The sequence below is a fragment of the Nonomuraea sp. CA-143628 genome (assembly GCF_050942315.1).
In the GTDB taxonomy this organism is placed as follows: Bacteria; Actinomycetota; Actinomycetes; order Streptosporangiales; family Streptosporangiaceae; genus Nonomuraea.
Window position 1 is genome coordinate 12,581,638 of sequence record NZ_CP192072.1, and the last position, 16,984, is coordinate 12,598,621.

Annotated in this window: 20 protein-coding genes and 1 tRNA gene; 12 read left to right on the forward strand and 9 right to left on the reverse strand. The window is 65.8% G+C overall.

All coding sequences use genetic code 11. The features are described 5' to 3' along the window. Nucleotides 1-10 precede the first annotated feature (10 nt). Nucleotides 11-709 (forward strand): hypothetical protein, encoded by a 699-nt coding sequence (locus ACQP2T_RS57070; protein ID WP_433513062.1) that lies wholly within the window; start codon nt 11-13, stop codon nt 707-709. On the opposite strand, the gene ACQP2T_RS57075 is transcribed toward ACQP2T_RS57070, so the two are convergent. Continuing rightward, on the reverse strand, nt 666-1,307 hold the full coding sequence (locus tag ACQP2T_RS57075; RefSeq protein ID WP_433513063.1) for a TetR/AcrR family transcriptional regulator: 642 nt from the start codon (nt 1,305-1,307) through the stop codon (nt 666-668). The two genes, ACQP2T_RS57070 and ACQP2T_RS57075, sit on opposite strands and share 44 nt — an antisense overlap. A 118-nt stretch (nt 1,308-1,425) precedes the next feature. Between ACQP2T_RS57075 and ACQP2T_RS57080 the strand changes: the two genes are divergently transcribed. After that, nucleotides 1,426-2,196 carry an SDR family NAD(P)-dependent oxidoreductase gene (locus ACQP2T_RS57080; protein WP_433513064.1) on the forward strand — a complete coding sequence of 257 codons (771 nt, stop codon included), beginning with the start codon at nt 1,426-1,428 and terminating at the stop codon, nt 2,194-2,196. A 10-nt stretch (nt 2,197-2,206) separates the two neighbouring features. Here ACQP2T_RS57080 and ACQP2T_RS57085 read toward each other — a convergent pair whose 3' ends face one another. Beyond that, on the reverse strand, nt 2,207-3,097 hold the full coding sequence (locus ACQP2T_RS57085; RefSeq protein ID WP_433513065.1) for an EamA family transporter: 891 nt from the start codon (nt 3,095-3,097) through the stop codon (nt 2,207-2,209). Nucleotides 3,098-3,165: 68 nt separating this feature from the next. On the opposite strand from ACQP2T_RS57085, the gene ACQP2T_RS57090 reads away from it, so the two are divergent. Beyond that, nucleotides 3,166-4,023 carry a LysR family transcriptional regulator gene (locus ACQP2T_RS57090; protein WP_433513066.1) on the forward strand — a complete coding sequence of 286 codons (858 nt, stop codon included), beginning with the start codon at nt 3,166-3,168 and terminating at the stop codon, nt 4,021-4,023. Here ACQP2T_RS57090 and ACQP2T_RS57095 read toward each other — a convergent pair. Next, nucleotides 3,998-4,597, reverse strand: a complete 600-nt coding sequence (locus ACQP2T_RS57095; RefSeq protein WP_433513067.1) for a chloramphenicol phosphotransferase CPT family protein — start codon at nt 4,595-4,597, stop codon at nt 3,998-4,000. The genes ACQP2T_RS57090 and ACQP2T_RS57095 overlap by 26 nt on opposite strands. Nucleotides 4,598-4,811: 214 nt before the next feature. Between ACQP2T_RS57095 and ACQP2T_RS57100 the strand changes: the two genes are divergently transcribed. The 3 genes from ACQP2T_RS57100 to ACQP2T_RS57110 all read left to right on the forward strand — a co-directional run bounded on the left by ACQP2T_RS57100 (nt 4,812) and on the right by ACQP2T_RS57110 (nt 7,013). Further along, nucleotides 4,812-5,321: a hypothetical protein gene (locus tag ACQP2T_RS57100; RefSeq protein WP_433513068.1), complete on the forward strand. Its 510-nt coding sequence runs from the start codon at nt 4,812-4,814 to the stop codon at nt 5,319-5,321. Nucleotides 5,322-5,534: 213 nt separating this feature from the next. Then, nucleotides 5,535-6,041 (forward strand): GNAT family N-acetyltransferase, encoded by a 507-nt coding sequence (locus tag ACQP2T_RS57105; RefSeq protein WP_433513069.1) that lies wholly within the window; start codon nt 5,535-5,537, stop codon nt 6,039-6,041. Between the two features lie 342 nt (nt 6,042-6,383). Continuing rightward, the gene (locus tag ACQP2T_RS57110; protein WP_433513070.1) at nt 6,384-7,013 is read left to right on the forward strand and encodes a hypothetical protein; all 630 of its coding nucleotides are present in this window, start codon (nt 6,384-6,386) and stop codon (nt 7,011-7,013) included. A 122-nt stretch (nt 7,014-7,135) separates the two neighbouring features. Here ACQP2T_RS57110 and ACQP2T_RS57115 read toward each other — a convergent pair whose 3' ends face one another. Further along, a complete protein-coding gene (locus tag ACQP2T_RS57115) occupies nt 7,136-8,482 on the reverse strand; it encodes a sialidase family protein (protein WP_433513071.1) in 1,347 nt (448 codons plus the stop codon). 1,072 nt (nt 8,483-9,554) lie between these two features. On the opposite strand from ACQP2T_RS57115, the gene ACQP2T_RS57120 reads away from it, so the two are divergent. Next, a complete protein-coding gene (locus ACQP2T_RS57120; RefSeq protein ID WP_433513072.1) occupies nt 9,555-9,920 on the forward strand; it encodes a hypothetical protein in 366 nt (121 codons plus the stop codon). 246 nt (nt 9,921-10,166) lie between these two features. On the opposite strand, the gene ACQP2T_RS57125 is transcribed toward ACQP2T_RS57120, so the two are convergent. From ACQP2T_RS57125 to ACQP2T_RS57135, 3 genes are all read right to left on the reverse strand, one after another. Beyond that, nucleotides 10,167-10,478: a hypothetical protein gene (locus tag ACQP2T_RS57125; protein WP_433513073.1), complete on the reverse strand. Its 312-nt coding sequence runs from the start codon at nt 10,476-10,478 to the stop codon at nt 10,167-10,169. Between the two features lie 317 nt (nt 10,479-10,795). Then, entirely contained in the window at nt 10,796-10,948 is a 153-nt protein-coding gene (locus ACQP2T_RS57130) for a DUF433 domain-containing protein (protein WP_433513074.1), read from the reverse strand. A gap of 273 nt (nt 10,949-11,221) precedes the next feature. After that, nucleotides 11,222-11,593 (reverse strand): ankyrin repeat domain-containing protein, encoded by a 372-nt coding sequence (locus ACQP2T_RS57135; RefSeq protein WP_433513075.1) that lies wholly within the window; start codon nt 11,591-11,593, stop codon nt 11,222-11,224. A gap of 364 nt (nt 11,594-11,957) precedes the next feature. Between ACQP2T_RS57135 and ACQP2T_RS57140 the strand changes: the two genes are divergently transcribed. Together ACQP2T_RS57140 and ACQP2T_RS57145 are read left to right on the forward strand one after the other, a co-directional pair. Further along, entirely contained in the window at nt 11,958-12,170 is a 213-nt protein-coding gene (locus tag ACQP2T_RS57140; RefSeq protein ID WP_433513076.1) for a hypothetical protein, read from the forward strand. 243 nt (nt 12,171-12,413) lie between these two features. After that, nucleotides 12,414-12,602: a hypothetical protein gene (locus tag ACQP2T_RS57145; protein WP_433513077.1), complete on the forward strand. Its 189-nt coding sequence runs from the start codon at nt 12,414-12,416 to the stop codon at nt 12,600-12,602. Between the two features lie 271 nt (nt 12,603-12,873). Here ACQP2T_RS57145 and ACQP2T_RS57150 read toward each other — a convergent pair. Continuing rightward, nucleotides 12,874-12,947: transfer RNA gene (locus ACQP2T_RS57150), tRNA-Gly, on the reverse strand. 99 nt (nt 12,948-13,046) lie between these two features. On the opposite strand from ACQP2T_RS57150, the gene dcd reads away from it, so the two are divergent. The 3 genes from dcd (at nt 13,047) to ACQP2T_RS57165 (ending at nt 16,055) form a co-directional block, all read left to right on the forward strand. Next, complete coding sequence (gene dcd / locus ACQP2T_RS57155) at nt 13,047-13,622, forward strand: dCTP deaminase (RefSeq protein WP_364010684.1); 576 nt, start codon at nt 13,047-13,049, stop codon at nt 13,620-13,622. 805 nt (nt 13,623-14,427) lie between these two features. After that, complete coding sequence (locus ACQP2T_RS57160) at nt 14,428-15,045, forward strand: DUF47 domain-containing protein (RefSeq protein WP_225294450.1); 618 nt, start codon at nt 14,428-14,430, stop codon at nt 15,043-15,045. Between the two features lie 5 nt (nt 15,046-15,050). After that, nucleotides 15,051-16,055: an anion permease gene (locus ACQP2T_RS57165; protein WP_433513078.1), complete on the forward strand. Its 1,005-nt coding sequence runs from the start codon at nt 15,051-15,053 to the stop codon at nt 16,053-16,055. On the opposite strand, the gene mshD is transcribed toward ACQP2T_RS57165, so the two are convergent. Beyond that, nucleotides 15,988-16,956: a mycothiol synthase gene (gene mshD / locus ACQP2T_RS57170; protein ID WP_433513079.1), complete on the reverse strand. Its 969-nt coding sequence runs from the start codon at nt 16,954-16,956 to the stop codon at nt 15,988-15,990. The genes ACQP2T_RS57165 and mshD overlap by 68 nt on opposite strands. Between the last annotated feature and the right edge of the window lie 28 nt (nt 16,957-16,984).

Here is a 16,984-nt window from a genome sequence, read left to right on the forward strand (position 1 = left end):
GGGACGGTACGTGGTGACGGAACTGACGATGTACGAAGCCGGCTGGCGCAAGGTCTGCGGCGACCTGGACAACCATCCCCAGGTCAAGATCCTTCACGCCTTGGAGGGTGAGCTCGACACGGGTTTCACCGATGTCGCCGCCTCGTGGGCGGTTCTCGTAAGCGAGCAGGAGGTCAAGGCGCCCGCCGCGCTGGAGCAGTGCGATCTGCGCTTTCGGGAGCTGGGGCGCCAGTGGATGGGTGAAGGACCGTACGTCAACGGCGAGTTCTACCTCACCCACATCGCGCGGGCGGGCAGCCCAGGGCTGGACGAGGAGTGGATCGAGTCGTGGACGGGCAAGGAGCTCTTCCCGTCATCGCAGCTGCGCGTCATCGATTGCCACCCCATCACGGGTACAGGTCACTATGCCGCACTGCGGCTGCTTCCAGGCGGGGACGAACCCGAAATCTGGTGGGTGGCCGAGCCTCGCTATGGCGCCTGGAAGATGGACGTTGGCTACCGGGAGTACCTGGAAATGCTTCAGCTGACCAAGGGCGCATTCTCCTGGCAGTTCTTGTTCACCCGGGCGCCGCTGGACAATGAAGAGTTCGAGGGCGTGCGCGATCGCATGGAGAACATGCTCGACGCGTTGCCGGTCCTGTTCCCCGGGCACGACTACAAGCCGCTCACAGAACGCTTCTCCGCACGTCTTCGAGACGGGCGTCGCTAGATCTCGTGGTCGCACGGAGGTGTTCGATGCCGGTGTCGAGCGCCGCCTTGAGGTGGGTCGAGTCGCCCGTGGCCATCATGATGGTCACGCCTCCCTGGATGCCCGCCAGCAGCGCGGCGGCCGTCCGGTCCACATCAAGGACCGGCCCGACCAGGCCGTTCGCCTGGAGGGCGCGCATGCCGCGGGCAAGCTGCCGCTGCCATTGGCGCATCAGCTCCGTCACGATTGCCCGTGCGCCGGGCGTTGACCGCCCCACCTGCAGGAACAGCGACCCCAGGGGGCAGTGGTCGCCCTGGCGTTCATAGCGTTCCACCACCATGTCCCGCCACTGATGCCAGGATTCCCACGAGTCCAGGCGTCCTAGGTGCGGCTGCTGCTCCTCCAGGACGCGGTCCGCTTCGAACTGGGCCACCGCCAGCAGCAGTTCGTCCTTGCCCTCGGGGAAATAGTGGAACAGCTGGCTCTTGCTCGTACCGGTGCGGCCGCGGATGTCGTCGAGCGTCGTGAGAGCGACACCTTGCTCGCGCAGCAACTCGGCCGCGCCCGTGACGATGCGGGCACGTGTGGCGCGGCCCTTCGCGGTCGGCGCGTCCGACATCCAGCCTCCTCCAGATCACCAGGCCCATTTTACCGACATGGGCCTCGTTCTGGACTTGCCGGTCCATTTTCTGCGAGGCACAGTTGTCCACGCACTGCGAGACAAGGGAGATCGCGTCATGAGTGAACGACTGCGGAACAAGACAGCGCTGGTCACGGGGTCGACGAGCAACATCGGACAGGCGATCGCCGAGGCGTTCGCCGCCGAGGGGGCCCACGTCATCGTGTCGGGGCGCAATCGCGAACGCGGGGCCCAGGTCGTCGAAGGGATCCGCGCATCCGGCGGCCGGGCCGATTTCCTGGTGGCGGACCTCGATGGCAGCGTGGCGTCCTCCCAGGACCTGGCAGATCGGGCCCGTGAGACCTTGGGCGGGCGGATCGACATCCTGGTGAACAACGCCGGCATCTATCCGGCCCCCAGCACCGCCGCCACCGACGAGAAGACGTTCGACAAGGTCTACGGAGTGAACGTGAAGGCGCCGTTCTTCCTCACCGCTGCCGTCGTTCCGGCCATGATCGAGTCAGGTGGCGGAGTGATCATCAACCTCGGCTCGTGGATCGCCCGCCTGGGCGTTCCTCTCGGCGCGCTCTACAGCTCCACCAAGGGAGCCATGGAGACGCTCACGCGGGCATGGGCCGCGGAGTTCGGCCCGATGGGCGTGCGGGTGAACGCCGTCTCGCCGGGGGTGATCCTCCCCCCGAGCGCGGAAGGCAGCGAGCCCCATCCGGGCGAGATCATGATGAAGGGCACCCCGGCCGGCGGCATCGGCACGCCGGACGCCATCGCGCATGCCGTGGTCTGGCTCGCCAGTGACGAAGCGACCTTCGTACACGGAACCGTGGTGGACGTCGACGGGGGCAGGACCGGGGTCGCCGTCATCGCCGCGTAGTGGCACGGATTCAGCCGCGCCGTACGAGGAAGCTGAGGGTGTTGGCGGCGACGATGGCGCCGATGCTCGCCCATTCGGTCGAACCCAGGTTCTGGCCCAGGCCGATCCAGCCGACGAGGGCCGCGAGGAGCGGGTTGACGCTCATGAAGAGCCCGAACGCCTGGGCGGGTACGCGACGCAGCGTGAACAGGTCGGCGAGGTAGGGCACCGCCGAGGAGAGCACACCGGCCACCACGGCACAGCCGACGGCCGCGGCGGTCGGCGGCCGGTGCAGGACGAGGATGACGCCGACCGGCAGGAACATCAGCGCGGAGATCCCGGCCGCCGCGGCCGAGCCCTGCGCGCCCGGGACGCGGCGGCCGACGGTGCGGTTGAGCAGGATGTACGACGCCCAGCAGCACGCGGCCAGCAGGGCCAGGCCCATCCCCACATAATCGGTCGAGGGCTGGGGGCGCATCAGTACGACGACGCCGGCCGCGGCGATCACCGCGCAGAAGGCGTCGACGCGGCGACGCGCGGCGGCGAGGGCGATCGTGAGCGGGCCGAGGAACTCCAAGGTGACCGCCAGGCCAAGCCCGATGCGGTCGATGGCGGTGTAAAGGGACAGGTTCATGGTCGCGAACACCACGGCGAGCCCCAGCACCGGCCGCCACTGCGCCCAGGTGAAGTCCCGCAGGCGAGGGCGGCCGACGGCGAGCAGGACGAACGCGGCGACGTACTGGCGGACCGCGACGACACCCACCGGCCCAAGGACGGGGAAGGCAAGGGCACCGATGGCGGCACCGACCTGGTTCGACAGGCCGCTGCCGGCCATCGTGACCACGCCGGCCAGCCGCCCCCTGGACGGCGCCGGGACCAAGGGACCCGAAGACCGGGGAACCGTGTTGGACGCGCTTCGCATGACTAGATGGTGCGACCTTGCGACGCTTGCACAAAATGCGTTTACTGCGGGATCTATACACTTAAGTCATGGATGATGTGGAGCTGCGGCAGTTGCGGTGCCTCGTCGCCATCGTCGACGAGGGCACCTTCACCGACGCCGCCATCGCTCTGGGCGTCTCCCAGGCGGCGGTGTCCCGGACCCTGGCCTCGCTCGAACGCGCTCTGGGGGTGAGGCTGCTCAGGCGTACCTCACGCGAGGTGACACCGACCACGACCGGGCTGCGGGTGGTCGCCCAGGCCAGGCGGGTGCTCAGCGAGGTGCACAACCTGGTCCAGGAGGCCACCTCGGGCCACGGCATCCTGCGGATCGGCTATGCCTGGTCGGCGGTCGGCCGCCACACACCCGCGTTCCAGCGCCGCTGGGCCGCGACGCACCCCGGGACGGATCTGCACCTGGTACGCGTCAACTCCGCGACCGCCGGCCTGGCGGAGGGCGCCTGCGACCTCGCCGTCATCCGCAATCCCCTGGACGACCGTCGCTTCGAGAGTGCCATCATCGGCCTGGAGCGGCGCCTGTGCGGCCTGTCCGCCGAGGACCCCCTGGCCACACGCCGGTCGCTGCGCCTTGCCGACCTCAGCGAGCGCATCCTCCTGGTCGACCGGCGAACCGGCACCACCACCCCCGAGCTGTGGCCACCCGGCTCCCGCCCGGCGACTGAGGAGACCCATAACGTCGACGACTGGCTGACCGTGATCTCCAGTGGACGCTGTGTCGGAATGACGGCGGAGTCCACCGCGCACCAGTACCCCAGGCCCGGCGTCGTCTACCGGCCGGTCCGCGACGCCGAGCCCATCGCCGTACGCCTCACCTGGTGGCGAGACGACCCGCATCCCGCGATCCAGGCGGCAATCGAACTGCTCACTGCCCTCTACCGGGGCGACTGACGTACTCGTCCAGCACACGTCGCGGCCCTCTCGCGCGCCAAGCGGTCGCTACTGACTGCACGAGGGTGGTTGATACGCCGTTCGTAGTGTTCACCTCGTAGTCGTACGGGCCGAACGCATGCATGCCATTGATTTCCACGTGCTCACGGCCTTCCCCGATACGGCGGTCCCCGCGCTCGTGTTCTCTTCGGTCGATCTCCGCGAGATCGCAATGCACCCCGACCAGGAACACGTCGAAGTCAGTCAATAGGCGTGACAGATCCTCGCGCCAGGTCCGGTATTCGATGACGTGTTCCACGATCAGGTCATTTCCTGCGGCCGCAAGGGCAGGCAGGCATCGGTGAAAGCCGTTGAAGAACCGTGGCCGCATCTCGTTCCACCAGGAGAAGGGACCTTGGTCTTCCCTCCGCTCCGGGAGCATGCCGCTGGCCACGAATTGGTCGGAGGAGACGTACATAAATGGCTCGTCCATTGAGTGCTGTAGCGCCTTGGCCAGGGTCGACTTCCCGGAGCTGGAGGCCCCGTTGAGGATGATGACGCGGCCTGGGCCTCTGTTCGGCGGGGTAGCTTCCATGCTCACACGATGGCAGAGGGCTGGAATGTGCCGTGTGCTGGATACGCCTGACGGCCTTTCGCGCCTCGACGATCAGTCCGCGGCCTGGGCCTTCCGCGCGTCGCCCCTCCCTGTCTATTTGACAGGGAGGGGCGACGCGCACACCTCGTCCTGCTGATCATCCCGAAGCCGAAGCCCTCCGCCGGAGGCGCGTTCTCAAAGGATAATGAATGCTGTGCCTGACCTGCTCTGGGATGACGTAAAGGCCCTCTTTGACCCTGAGGTCAATGGAGCGTTGCCCGACGTGATCGTAGAGGGGACAACTGCCGAGGACTGGCAGGTGCTGCTGGATCTCGTCCGGGCGCAGGGCTGGCAGTACGCCTACTCGGTAGACGGCGAGCCGGTGGAGCTCACTTCGGCTGCTGACATGGCCGCGGCTGCCACCGCCGACGGCAGGCCCGAGCAGAGAGTCACACCCGAGTTGAGAGTCTGGCCGAGCCCCGACATGCTGATGATCTTCCGCATGTATCAGGCCGAGTCCATCGACTTCGACGTCGATCTCAGAGAGTTGCAGGGGCAGGAGCGGTTGGATGTCCTGGTGGATTTCTTCTGCGCGATCGGACGGCGTCTCAGGAAGTCCGTGCTGATGACCGCAGAGGGATCTCGCGACCATCCGGATCTTGGGTTCGACATCGAGGCTGACCGCGTGGTGCTGATGGTGGATCCCGTTGATCCGCGCGTGTAGCGACTGTTGAAGGGCTTGAGAACGGGCTTCATGGCGCCAGGGGAAGCAGGCCAGAGCCACGCGGCCAAGGTGGAGCCCCGCTGGTGGCCCTGGTCTGCTTGGCTTGTCCCGGGGCGATGGTAGGCGGGATGATCAGGCTTCCACCTCAGCCGCTAACGGACCCTTGCCTTTCGCGATCGTCCCGGAGCCGGAGGCATTCGATAAGGGCATCGCGTGCGCGACAAGATTGAGACCATCAGGCTGCGGCTGACTGCTTGCACGCTCAACGACATTGACGAGTTTCACGGCCTATTTAGCGATCCGCTAACCCACACGATCGGGGCGGGGCCGTTCACGTCGCGGGCTGAGACGGTGGATTGGCTTGAGCGCAGGCTCAAGACGAAGCAGGATTATGGCTTTGTCTGGTACGGCATTCGCCATCGCGAGGGTGGCCCGCTGATCGGTGGCTGTGGCATTCTCGCCAGCCGCACAGGGGTCCTGGAGCCGGAGATTGGTTACGAGATCAAGCACTCCGAGCGTGGAAACGGACTCGCGCTTGAAGCGGCTCAGGCCGTTGTGTCCGAGCTACAGGCAACCACGACCGTGAAACGTCTGTGGGCGACGGTTCGGCCTCTCAATGCTGCCTCACTCAGGATCTGCGAACGACTGGGCCTGGTGCTGGACCGCGTCGAAACCGACAAGCGTGGTGAGCTGCTTTATCTGGTGCGCGATCTCGCATAGGCGCGGCTTGAGTGGGGGGTGCGCGCGAGAAGGGCCCAGGCCGCACGCGCGGCCTGCGTGTGATCAAGTCCCAGAAAGTTCACGCCGACTCTCGGAGGCAGGTCACACCATCTGACCAGAGAAAACGACGATCTGGGCCGATGTCGATCGAGTGACCGTGAGTTCCCACGACTCCCCGTTGGTCATTGTCCGAACGGGGCGCGCAGCAGCCATGGCCTGGCAGTCCGCGCACTCCGTCGTTCTGCTCAGGCATCTCTCTCCACCATTTACAGCCCCGCCGAAGAGTGACTCGTGATCGTAAAGGGTTGGACAGCGCTCCTGCGCGGACAAGAAGATCTCGGCATGGGGACCGACATCCACGGATTCATCGAGTGCCGCACGTGGACTCGCGGGCTCGATGTTGGCGAGACCGCTTGGTGCGCCGCTATCCCGCTAAGGATGTTGTTGGCGGGGAGAGAGTACGCTGCCTTCGATTGCCTCTTCGGGGTCCGCGGCGCAGGTGACTGGCGGCCGATCGCGGCCGATCGCGGGCTCCCCCAGGATGCGTCGAAGACCACTCGGGCGGGGCTGGCGGAATGGGGAGATGCTGCCTTCGGTGTCACGTGGTTGACCTGGGGTGAGGTCGCCGCGATCGACTGGGATGAACCAGCCCTCCGTCCGACGAACGTGGCCCAGTACCGGCAGCTTCCCGATCAGAGTCTGGAACTCGTCTACCGCTCGGTATGGAGTCGCGGGTTCGCTCGGGTAAGTGGTGTGAACACCTTGGCAGTCGATCCTGATCAGGTCGCTGTGCTGTGGGACGACGGCACCGAGTGGAAGGACAGAGACACTGTCTTCCGTGTTGAACGTCTCACACGCCGCCATGCTGTACCGCCTGACAGCCACTGGCACGGCGTATGGACAGTCATGCGTACGCTCGCGCACGTTCACGGAGACGACGCTGTCCGCCTGGTGGCGTGGTTCGAGGAATAGGCGATCCGGCATGCCGGACAGCGCCATCCTCCGGACCTGCTCCAGCCGCGCCTCCAGGTCGATACTGCCGTGAAGGAGGCGGGGTTCGGTCTGACCGAACCCCGCCGGTGGCGCAAAACCGCTCAGCTAGAGAAAACCGCGCTGTGAATGTCCACAGGGTTGGCGGCGTCGCCGGTGGCCACGCCATACACAGCCGTGAAGGCTCCACCAACCGAGACCAGGCCGGTGTAGTCCCCGACCAGGCGTCCGACGCTTGTCGCCGGAACCTTCCGCGCGTCGAACGGCCCTTCGATGTGCTGCTCGCGCCACGCCCCGGGCTGCGTGCAGTCGTCGGCGCAGGTGACGGCCCACACGTCGGTCGGCAGGGTGGCGGGGTCGGACGTGTTGTTGCGGAAGTCGTAGTAGGTGATCGCAACAGTGCCCGTACGGGATGCGGCTATGACTGGTACGGCGGCGGAACCGGTGGGCGTCTTGTCCACGCGGACCGGGCTGGACCAAGTCTTTCCGCCGTCCGTCGACCGCGAGTAGGCCACGTGGAAGGTGCCGTCGGAGTCCTGGCTCTGCCATGCGGCGTTGACCACCTGGGTGCCCGGCTGGGCGGCCAGGAGCGGCAGGGAAGCGTTGCGGATCGGGTCACCCGAGTTGTCCGGGTCCGGGATGCGGGGGCCCACCGCGAGCGGCGCCGGAACGTTCAACGTCGGCGCCGACCAGGTCTGGCCGCCGTCGGTCGAGCGGATGACCTGGGTGGCACCATCGGTGTCCGTCTCGTGGTGCATGCCGATCAGCAGCGTCCCATCGGGGAGCGGCACCAGTTGTGTGCCGATGACGCCGCTGTTGGCGGGTACGTCGTACACCTTCTTCGTGGTCCAGGTGCGCCCGTCGTCGGTCGACTTCGCCAGATAGATCGGCTGTACCCAGCTCTGCTCCGTGCTGTCGATGCGGTCCCACACGGCGTAGACCACGCCCGGGTGGTACGGGTCCGCGGTCACCGACGGGCGATCGTTGAAGTAGCGCGGGTTGTCGTCCCGTTGCAGGGTTACCGGGGCGTCCCAGCGCCGGCCGCCGTCAGCGGACCGGGACACCAGAATGGCGGTCACGTCGCCGGTGCGCGACAGCGAGAACGACGCGGCCACCGCCGCACCCGATGGTGTGACCGTGACCCAGTTGTCGGTCGTGACGTCGTAGTCTCCGCCGTTGGCGGTCGTGCCGCCGTTGCACCGAGAGAAGGCAGGCAGGTTCTCGGACCGCTGCCAGGTCTTGCCGTAGTCGTCCGATACGGCGGTGACCGCGCCGTTGCTGCCGTACCGGTTCCAGCGGTCCTGCTGGAACACCGTGACGAGGTGCCACGGACGATTCGGGTCCCGCGCCAGCATGGGCAGGACTTCGGTGTTCGGGTTGAGCGTGTAGCCGTCGGCCGGGGGAAGTCCGCAGCCTGCGGGCAGGGGGCTGGTACCCGAGACCGGGCGCACGATGGCAGGTCCGGCAGATGCGGCACCTTGCGCGGAAGCGGGTTGCGCGACAGCGCAGGCGATCAGGATGGCCGCTGCGGGTAATAAAGCCCTGGAGCGTCGAATCACGAGCCTTCCTCATCTTTGTTGATGGGGCGTCTACGGGGGCGTCGACCGCCTCTCCGGGGAGTGTGCCCCCCAGGAGTCGGCAGACGATGCGAGGGCACATTACTGCCTCAAGATCAGTTGTGTCTGCCCCATTGGCCGTACGCGCAGTCAAGCTGGGTGTCCGAACCGAACCCTCGCCCCAAGCCTTGAAGCACCTACAGGAGTCCGTCGACCCTAGGCAAACCCCAGGACGGGCAGACCTCCTACTGCCTGATCGGCTCCGCCCGCGTCGACGGCAAGCCCCGGACCGTCTCCCAGCAGCATCCGGCCGCAAGCGAGAACTTCCTCCCCCAACGACCCAGTTGATCAAGTCAAGGCGGGCAGGTGGACCGTGGGCGTTCCCGAGAGCATCATCCCCATCCTCAAGGAACCTGTGGACACGTACGTCCAAGAGGAGCCGAGAACGCTGATGTCCCCCGGCGGGACGGCTGCAGCACCCGTATATGTGTGAATAGGTTGAGCCATAATGGGCCAGGTGGGGATGTTCGATGATTACCGACCCTCGGACCACCTTGTATGCCCCTGGTGTGGCGGGGCCCTGATGCAGTGGCAGGGGCAGGACGGGCCTTGCCGGCTACTCCCCTGGGTTCAGGGGTTTCGGCACCCGGTCGTACCAGCCGGAGCGGGTTATGAGCTTCCTGAAGATGAGGCAACCGCTGTGCTGCCGGAACGCTTCATGATCTATACGGCGTGCGGAAGCGATCATTGGGTTGAGGCTGAGGGGCGCTGCGTTGACGGTGTATGGCTCAAGACACGCTTGGTCGATGAGTCCGAATATCGTTGAGAACGTGGGTCACTGTGCGCTGGCTGGATCTCGTGCCTGGTCTCACTTGATGCTTGACACTCCCTAGCCCGCTCCAACATCGAAGGCGATCGAACGCATTCCCGGAGCCGGAGCGCCCCCGCCGGAGACTATGGTCTGCCCATGCCAGACTTTGACGCATGGGCGCGGCTTTCTCTATGGGAGCAGGCCGACTTCCTCGTCGGTGACGCCGAGATTGTGATTGATCGTCCTGCGGGCACGCCGCATCCCAAGGTGTCGAGCTTCATCTACCCGCTGGATTATGGCTTCTTGTCGGGGACCCAAGGCGGGGATGGTGAGGGCATCGACGTGTGGATCGGCTCATCTCCGGTGCGGACCGTGTCGGCCGTGGCCTGCACGGTGGATCTGCTCAAGCGGAACGCAGAGGTCAAGTTTTTATGGTGCTGCTCGCCGGATGAGATTGCACTGGTGGAGGATTTCTACGCCCCTCAACCTCAAGCGGCCGTGGTGATCCACCGGCCGAACTGAGCAAGGCCGCGTGGCTCTGGCGGCGGCGTGACGGTGGCCGTCGCGGTGGCTCGGTACGGCGTGGTGCGGCTACGGCGATGCCCCGCGCGGCGCCCGTGCCGCAATCGCCCCCAGGCCGCAGCGCGGAGATGCTGGCACGGGGCGTACGGCGGCGATCGACAAGCACCTGATCTGACACGAACGGGGACGCGAAGACGAGGAGGATCTGCCCGACCTACTCGCTCCTGTCAGATGATCACCAATGCATCACATGCGCTCCTCGGCGAGGCGTGCGATCTGGTCGACGGCTTCTAGCGGCACCGTGACCGCAATGTCCCATGTCTCGTCGTCCTGGCCGATGAGGATCGTCGCTTGCCCATCGTTTGCCGCCCAGAACACGGGCGCGTCAGCACAGGTCCCGACTGGAAATGAGCCGCGTGCATCCCAATCTGCCTCCTCGATCCCGCGGAGGCGCATCAAATCCGCCAGAGGCGCCCGGATGTTAAGCTCCCAGGCTTCGGCCTGGAGCTTCACCACGGCCCCGGAATCCTCGGCCTCATCCAAGGTCACATCAACCACGCGGCCATAATCGCACTCATATGACGCCTAATGGCACGCAGGGATCAACAACTCACTGCATGATCAAAGCCCAGCACCGAATCCGTCGGTCTACCTGGGCTTTCACGATGAGAGCGGGTGACGGGAATCGAACCCGCGCTGTCAGCTTGGGAATTGCAGGGATCTTGACTCCGTACGCAGAGATGGCGTTGACCTGCGGCTGAGGCCGGTCCTCAGTGACCGTGGTTGACCCCTCGTCACCGCCCTTAATGGCATGCCGGATAGGTTTTCTCTGTTCAACGGAGCGGGAACGCTCGCACTCTGATGCCCGCAGGGGGCTAAGGCCACGATCGCACCCGTAGACAGGTGAGGCTCGAGGACCATCCAGCCGCGACGAGCCTTACTACCGTCTCCACGGTGATGCGCAGCCCTCGGATGGTCGGCTTGCCATCGAGCTTGTCGGGCTCGACAGTGATCCGGTCGAAGTTCATCTATTTCTATCCGCCCCTGATGCTGCCAGGTTGGCGGCCCACTGCGTGCGTAAAGTCGCATGTCGGATCGAGCGCGCCGTACGGCTGGCGGGCTTGGCGTTCGCCGTTCAGCAACAGGCGAGTCAGTCGTCGAACTCGGAAACGTTCGCCTCGGCGGTTGCGACGAGCCGCAGCATGCGGTCGGCGTGCCTTCCAGGGCAGGGGCCTTACAGTCGACCCGCCCGAAGGGGAAGCGGGCCAGGGCCATTTACGGACCTGCCAACCGTATGGCGATCATCCCGGAGCCGGAGCGCCCCCGCCGGAGGCGTAGTTCTCGTTCTCTGGTGTCTCGCGTCGGGCGATCCAGGCTCGGATGATCTCGGCGGCGAGCCAGTGGCGTCGCCGCTCGGCTTCTTGGAGAGGGGTCCCGTGTTTCGGGGATGTAGCGAGGGGGTTGGCGCCTCGGGCAAGGAGGTAGGCCGTGACATCGACGTGCAGGGGTTTGCCGGTCTGATGATGTGCGTCGATCTCCATGTCTATGGCGTGGTGTAACAGGGTCCAGCCATCTTCGCCGGGGTCTTCGACGCTGTGGCCGTTGTCGAGCAGTTCGCGGAGCGTGGGGAGGTCTTCGAATTCAACTGCCTGATGTGCTGGGCTATAGGTCATTGGGGAAGCTTGGCATAGGTGCTGACCTGCGGCCGGAGCCGCCGGCGGCCGGGACCAGCCCCAGGCCGCATGCGCAGTCGGCCTCCCTGGTCTGCACTTCCATGGCCTTTGCCACACCGGGAACATGATCGCCACAGAGTTCGGGGCGGGACTCAAGGACCTGATGGCCCGGATGGGTCACGACAACGCCAGGGCCGCGATGATCTATCAGCACGCGATCAGAGCCGTCGAGTGCCGCATGTGGACCCACGCAGCGTCGGACAGCTCGCTCCGCGTACGGGCACGCAACGGGCACAGACCCCGGTCTGCCTCGGCCTGCACAAATGGCCAGGGAGGCGAGCATGGCGAGGCATAGACTGCGACCATGAGCGCGATATGTGAAGAGTTGCATGCTCTGGTCAATCGACTTCCGGAAGACCGTGTCCAGCCGGTTCTCGCACTTGTCCGTGAGAACCTTGAGACAGTCAGTCGGCGCGAGCGAGCGCTGGCCATTATGGAGCGGGTTCAAGAGCGGATGCGCGGCGTGACGGGCGTCGACGAGGAACTGGACCGTCTCCGGGAAGGCGCGCGTGGCTGACGCGTACGTCGTGGACACCGGCGTGTTCCTACGGTGGTTCGTCGATCAACCTTGCTTCGAGCACGCCCGCCAGATCCGGGACGACTTCCTGCACGACCGGGTAAGACTGGAGACAGCGGACTTCGCGCGGATCGAGGTTGCCGGAGTGCTGCGGAAGAAGGGTCTGCTCGCAGGTCGGCTATCCGCAGACGAGTTCATCGCGGCCGTTCGGATCATTGACGAGCTCGTGTCCGGGTCCATCCCGTGGACACCGACCGGTTGGAGCGGGCCGCCACTCTGGCGGTGCGGTTGACGTTGCGCATGTATGACGCCGTCTTCGCGCAGCTTGCTCTCGATCGAGAGATTCCGCTGCTGACCACCGACGCGAAACTCCACCGTGCGCTTGATGGCATCGTCGAGACCGAACTTCTCAACGACGCAGGCCCTCAGTGATCACCGCTGGATGTGGGACTGAGCACTGTTCCGAACTCAGGTCAACAAAGGAACCACCCCGGCGAGCCCAGCGGTCGGGGAGCTCGAGGGGCGGCAGCCCCTCGAATCGGGGTTTGGGGCGGAGCCCCAATAGACACAGTCTGAGTTTGATCGGCGCGAAGCGCCCCATGGACGAAGGCGATGCAGTTGAGCGGGGTGTGGGGGCCGCGCCCCCACTGGACACAGTCTGAGCTCTTGAGCGCGAAGCGCCCCACTTCGAAGACCTTGCTTGTGGAGCGGGTGACGGGAATCGAACCCGCGCTGTCAGCTTGGGAAGCTGATGTTCTGCCATTGAACTACACCCGCATCGGCCGTAGCCGCGACCACCACTCTAGCGGAAACTCGGCCCACATCAGCCAGCCGTGCCCCCCGAGTTTCCCACCGGCACGCGGTAGGTTGCTCTGCGTGCTGCTATCTGACCGCGACATCCTGGCCGAGATCGACTCGGGACGGCTGGCTCTCGATCCGTTCGATCGGGACATGATTCAACCGTCCAGTATCGACGTACGGCTCGATCGGTTCTTCCGCGTGTTTGAGAATCATCGGTATCCGCATATCGATCCATCCGTGGAGCAGCCGGATCTGACGCGGATGGTGGAGCCTGAAGGGGATGATCCGTTCATTCTGCATCCCGGGGAGTTCGTGCTGGCCTCGTCGTACGAGGTGATCAGCCTGCCTGATCACCTGGCGTCGCGGCTGGAGGGGAAGAGTTCGCTGGGGCGGCTCGGGCTGTTGACTCACTCGACTGCCGGGTTCATCGATCCGGGGTTCAGTGGGCACGTCACGTTGGAGCTGTCCAATGTGGCCACGTTGCCGATCAAGCTGTGGCCGGGGATGAAGATCGGGCAGCTGTGTGTGTTTCGGTTGAGTTCGCCGGCTGAGCATCCGTACGGGTCGTCGAAGTACGGGTCGCGGTACCAAGGGCAGCGTGGGCCGACGCCCTCCCGGTCGTTCCGGAACTTCCATCGGACGAAGATCTGAATGATGATCGTGTCCGATGAAGGTCTCTGACGAAGGTCGGATGCTCTGGGGTGTTCGAGGGCCAGCTGTTGCTGTTTGGGGCTTGTCTGGGGGGTGCGGGCGTCCCTCCGAGTACTGGCGGGCGGTTTGCGGGAAGCTGGCGCGGGTGCCTCGGGCGGCTCGCAAGGGCTCCTCGGGCGGCTGGCGGGGCGTCTCGGGGTAACTGACGGGCCTCCCCGGAGTACTGGTGGACGGCCTCGGGGTAGCTGGTGACCGGTTCCCGAACGGACCACCTGGCCTCCCTCGGGCGGGTGTCCCTCGGATGGATCTTCCGGGCGGCGGTCCCTCGGATGGATCTTCCGGGCGGGTGGCCCTCGGAAAACTGGCGGGCGTGTCTCAGGTGGCTGGCGGGGGCGCTTCTGAAAACTGGCGGGCGGCTTGCGGAGAGCAGCGCGTCTCCAGCGTCCGACCCATGAGCAGCGGCGATGCACCTGCCCGTACACACAAGACGCCCGAAGACACAAGACGCCCGAAGACACAGGACGCCCGAAGCCGCAAGACGTCCGAAGACACGCCCCAACAACCCACGACCGGACTAGCGGTGATCCGGAAATGTCACCAAGATGGACTGGACAAGCGGTGACCGCAACCCACGGCCAGGTCTCCCCCACATCGCCGTGAAAAAAGGGCAACCAAAGTACCAACTGCCCCGGTGTCGCACACCATACGAAGGGTAGCCAGTAGGAGAAGGGGACATGAAGTTCGCATTTCTCCTGGTAACCCGTACTCTCTACCACGGACCATCCCCGCACATCTGGAGAACGACGTGCGCCTGCGTCTCACGCCACGTGAGGACAGCTACTACGACCTGTTCGCCGACTCCGCGAACAACCTGGTCACGGCATCCCGTCTATTGGTCGAGATCATTAGTGAGGGATCGGACAGGGAAACCCTGGCCGAAAAGATGCGCGCCTGCGAGCACGCCGGGGACGAACGCACCCATGCGATCATGAACCGCCTCAATGAGAGCTTCATCACTCCGTTCGACCGTGAGGACATCTACCGCCTCGCCTCGAACCTCGATGACGTGATGGACGCCATGGAGGCGGCATCCGACCTCATCGTGCTCTACCAGATCGACCACCTCCCCAAGGACGTCGTCCGCCAGGTGGAGGTGCTGGAGCGGGCCGCCGAGCTGACCGCCGAGGCGATGCCGCGCCTGCGGTCGATGAAGAACCTCAACGAGTACTGGATCGAGGTCAACCGGCTGGAGAACCAGGGCGACCAGGTCTACAGAAGGCTGCTGGCCAAGCTGTTCAGCGGTGAGTACGACGCGTTGACGGTCATGAAGATGAAGGAGGTCGTCGACGCCCTTGAGGAGGCGGCCGACGCCTTCGAGCACGTCGCCAACACGGTCGAGTCGATCGCGGTCAAGGAAAGCTAACCTCTGTGGACCTTTCGCTCGCCCTCGTCATCGGCGTGGTCGTCATCGCACTGGCCTTCGACTACACCAACGGGTTCCACGACGCGGCGAACGCCATCGCGACCTCGGTCTCGACTCGCGCGCTCACTCCCAGGGCCGCGTTGTTCATGGCCGCCGCGATGAACTTCATCGGCGCCCACCTGGGCACCCAGGTCGCCGCGACCGTAGGCAAGGGCATCATCGACGCGCCGGACGGCTCGCATGGCCTGGTCATCGTGGCCTCGGCGCTCATCGGCGCCATCTGCTGGAACCTGATCACCTGGTATTTCGGCCTGCCCTCCTCCTCCAGTCACGCCCTCATCGGCGGCCTGGTCGGCGCGGCCCTCGCGTCGGCCAGCGCCGTCCACTGGGACGGCGTGCTGGAGAAGGTGGTGGTCCCGATGGTGCTCTCGCCACTGCTCGGGTTCACGCTGGCAGCCGCGATCATGATCGCAATATATTGGATCTTCCGCAACAGCCAGCCCGGCAAGACCAACCGCGGCTTCCGCTACGCGCAGACCGTCTCGGCGGCGGCCATGGCACTCGGCCACGGCCTGCAGGACGCGCAGAAGACGATGGGCGTCATCTTCCTGTCCCTCGTCGTCGGCGGCTACGTCAGCCCGGGGTCGGAGATCCCGCAGTGGGTCATCCTCGCGTCGGCGGGGGCGATCTCGCTAGGCACGTACGCCGGCGGCTGGCGCATCATGCGTACGCTGGGCCGCCGGATCATCGCGCTCGACCCGCCGCAGGGCTTCGCCGCCGAGTCCGCGGCGGCAGTGGTTCTGTACACGGCGGCGATCGGGTTCGGGGCGCCCATCTCCACCACGCACACGATCACCTCGGCGATCATGGGCGTCGGCGCCACCAAGCGGCTCTCGGCCGTGCGCTGGGGCGTCGCGGGCAACATCGTGACCGGGTGGATCCTTACGATTCCGGCTGCGGCTCTGGTGGCAGCGGTGTCCTACTTTGCCCTGCACTGGATGGTGGAATAACGGCGTACATCACGTCGACGTCCCAGCGGTCGAAGCCCAGGGACTCGTACAGGCGGATCGCCGCCGTGTTGGCCTCGTCCACGTAGAGCATCGCCTGGGCGAGGCCACGCGCGCGTAGATGGTCCAGACCCGCCAGCGTGAGCGCCTTGCCCAGCCCGGTGCCCTGCTGGGAGGGGTCGACGCCGACGACGTACACCTCGCCGATCGGCTCGTGGCCGTGCTCGGACGAGCCGTGGATCTTGGTCCAGTGGAAGCCGGCCAGCCGCTCGCCGCGGAAGGCCAGGAAGAAGCCCTCAGGGTCGAACCAGGGCTCCTGCTCGCGCTGGCGCAGGTCGCTCGCCGTCCAGGCGCCCTGTTCGGGGTGGTGGGCGAAGGCCGCGGCGTTGACCTTGAGCCACGCCTCCTCGTCCTGACCTGGTACGAAGGTGCGCAGCCGTACCCCCTCGGGCATCTCGAAAGCGGGCAGCGGCGTGGACAGGGAGCGTCGCATCTGCCAGAGCGAGCGCATGCGCTCGAACCCCGCCGACGCCGCCAGGATGCCCGCGCCCTCATGATCGCCGTGCGCCCACAGGCGCAGGCTGCCACCCGACACCTCGAGTACGGCCCGTAGCAGCCGCGTGCCGTGCCCCTGCCGACGGCGGGCGGGGTGGATGGCCAGTTCGCCGCTGGGACCCTCGACCTCGTCGGTGGGATCGATGTGGGCATAGCCCACCAATGCCTCATCGTCGTCGTACAAGAGCAGGGAACGGGCCTGCGGATCGCCGCCATAGCGCAGGTGGAGCATGACATGCTCGTTGAGCGGGCGGACGCCGTCGGCCTCCGTCGCCGCGTCCACCACGCCGAGCACCTGAGCGATTTCGCGGTCATCAAGTCGTTGTCTGATCTCCACGTGCGCTGTCACAGTCCGAACTCTAGGGGTACTGATGGCA

Bases quoted from the DNA above. Each gene is read 5' to 3' on its own strand.
- ACQP2T_RS57130 (WP_433513074.1), bottom strand. From the start codon at position 10,948: ATGAACTTCGACCGGATCACTGTCGAGCCCGACAAGCTCGATGGCAAG.
- ACQP2T_RS57095 (WP_433513067.1), bottom strand. From the start codon at position 4,597: ATGGAAGCTACCCCGCCGAACAGAGGCCCAGGCCGCGTCATCATCCTC.
- ACQP2T_RS57085 (WP_433513065.1), bottom strand. From the start codon at position 3,097: ATGCGAAGCGCGTCCAACACGGTTCCCCGGTCTTCGGGTCCCTTGGTC.
- ACQP2T_RS57140 (WP_433513076.1), top strand. From the start codon at position 11,958: ATGAGCGCGATATGTGAAGAGTTGCATGCTCTGGTCAATCGACTTCCG.
- ACQP2T_RS57090 (WP_433513066.1), top strand. From the start codon at position 3,166: ATGGATGATGTGGAGCTGCGGCAGTTGCGGTGCCTCGTCGCCATCGTC.
- ACQP2T_RS57120 (WP_433513072.1), top strand. From the start codon at position 9,555: ATGCCAGACTTTGACGCATGGGCGCGGCTTTCTCTATGGGAGCAGGCC.
- ACQP2T_RS57135 (WP_433513075.1), bottom strand. From the start codon at position 11,593: ATGACCTATAGCCCAGCACATCAGGCAGTTGAATTCGAAGACCTCCCC.
- ACQP2T_RS57075 (WP_433513063.1), bottom strand. From the start codon at position 1,307: ATGTCGGACGCGCCGACCGCGAAGGGCCGCGCCACACGTGCCCGCATC.
- ACQP2T_RS57080 (WP_433513064.1), top strand. From the start codon at position 1,426: ATGAGTGAACGACTGCGGAACAAGACAGCGCTGGTCACGGGGTCGACG.
- ACQP2T_RS57110 (WP_433513070.1), top strand. From the start codon at position 6,384: ATGGGGACCGACATCCACGGATTCATCGAGTGCCGCACGTGGACTCGC.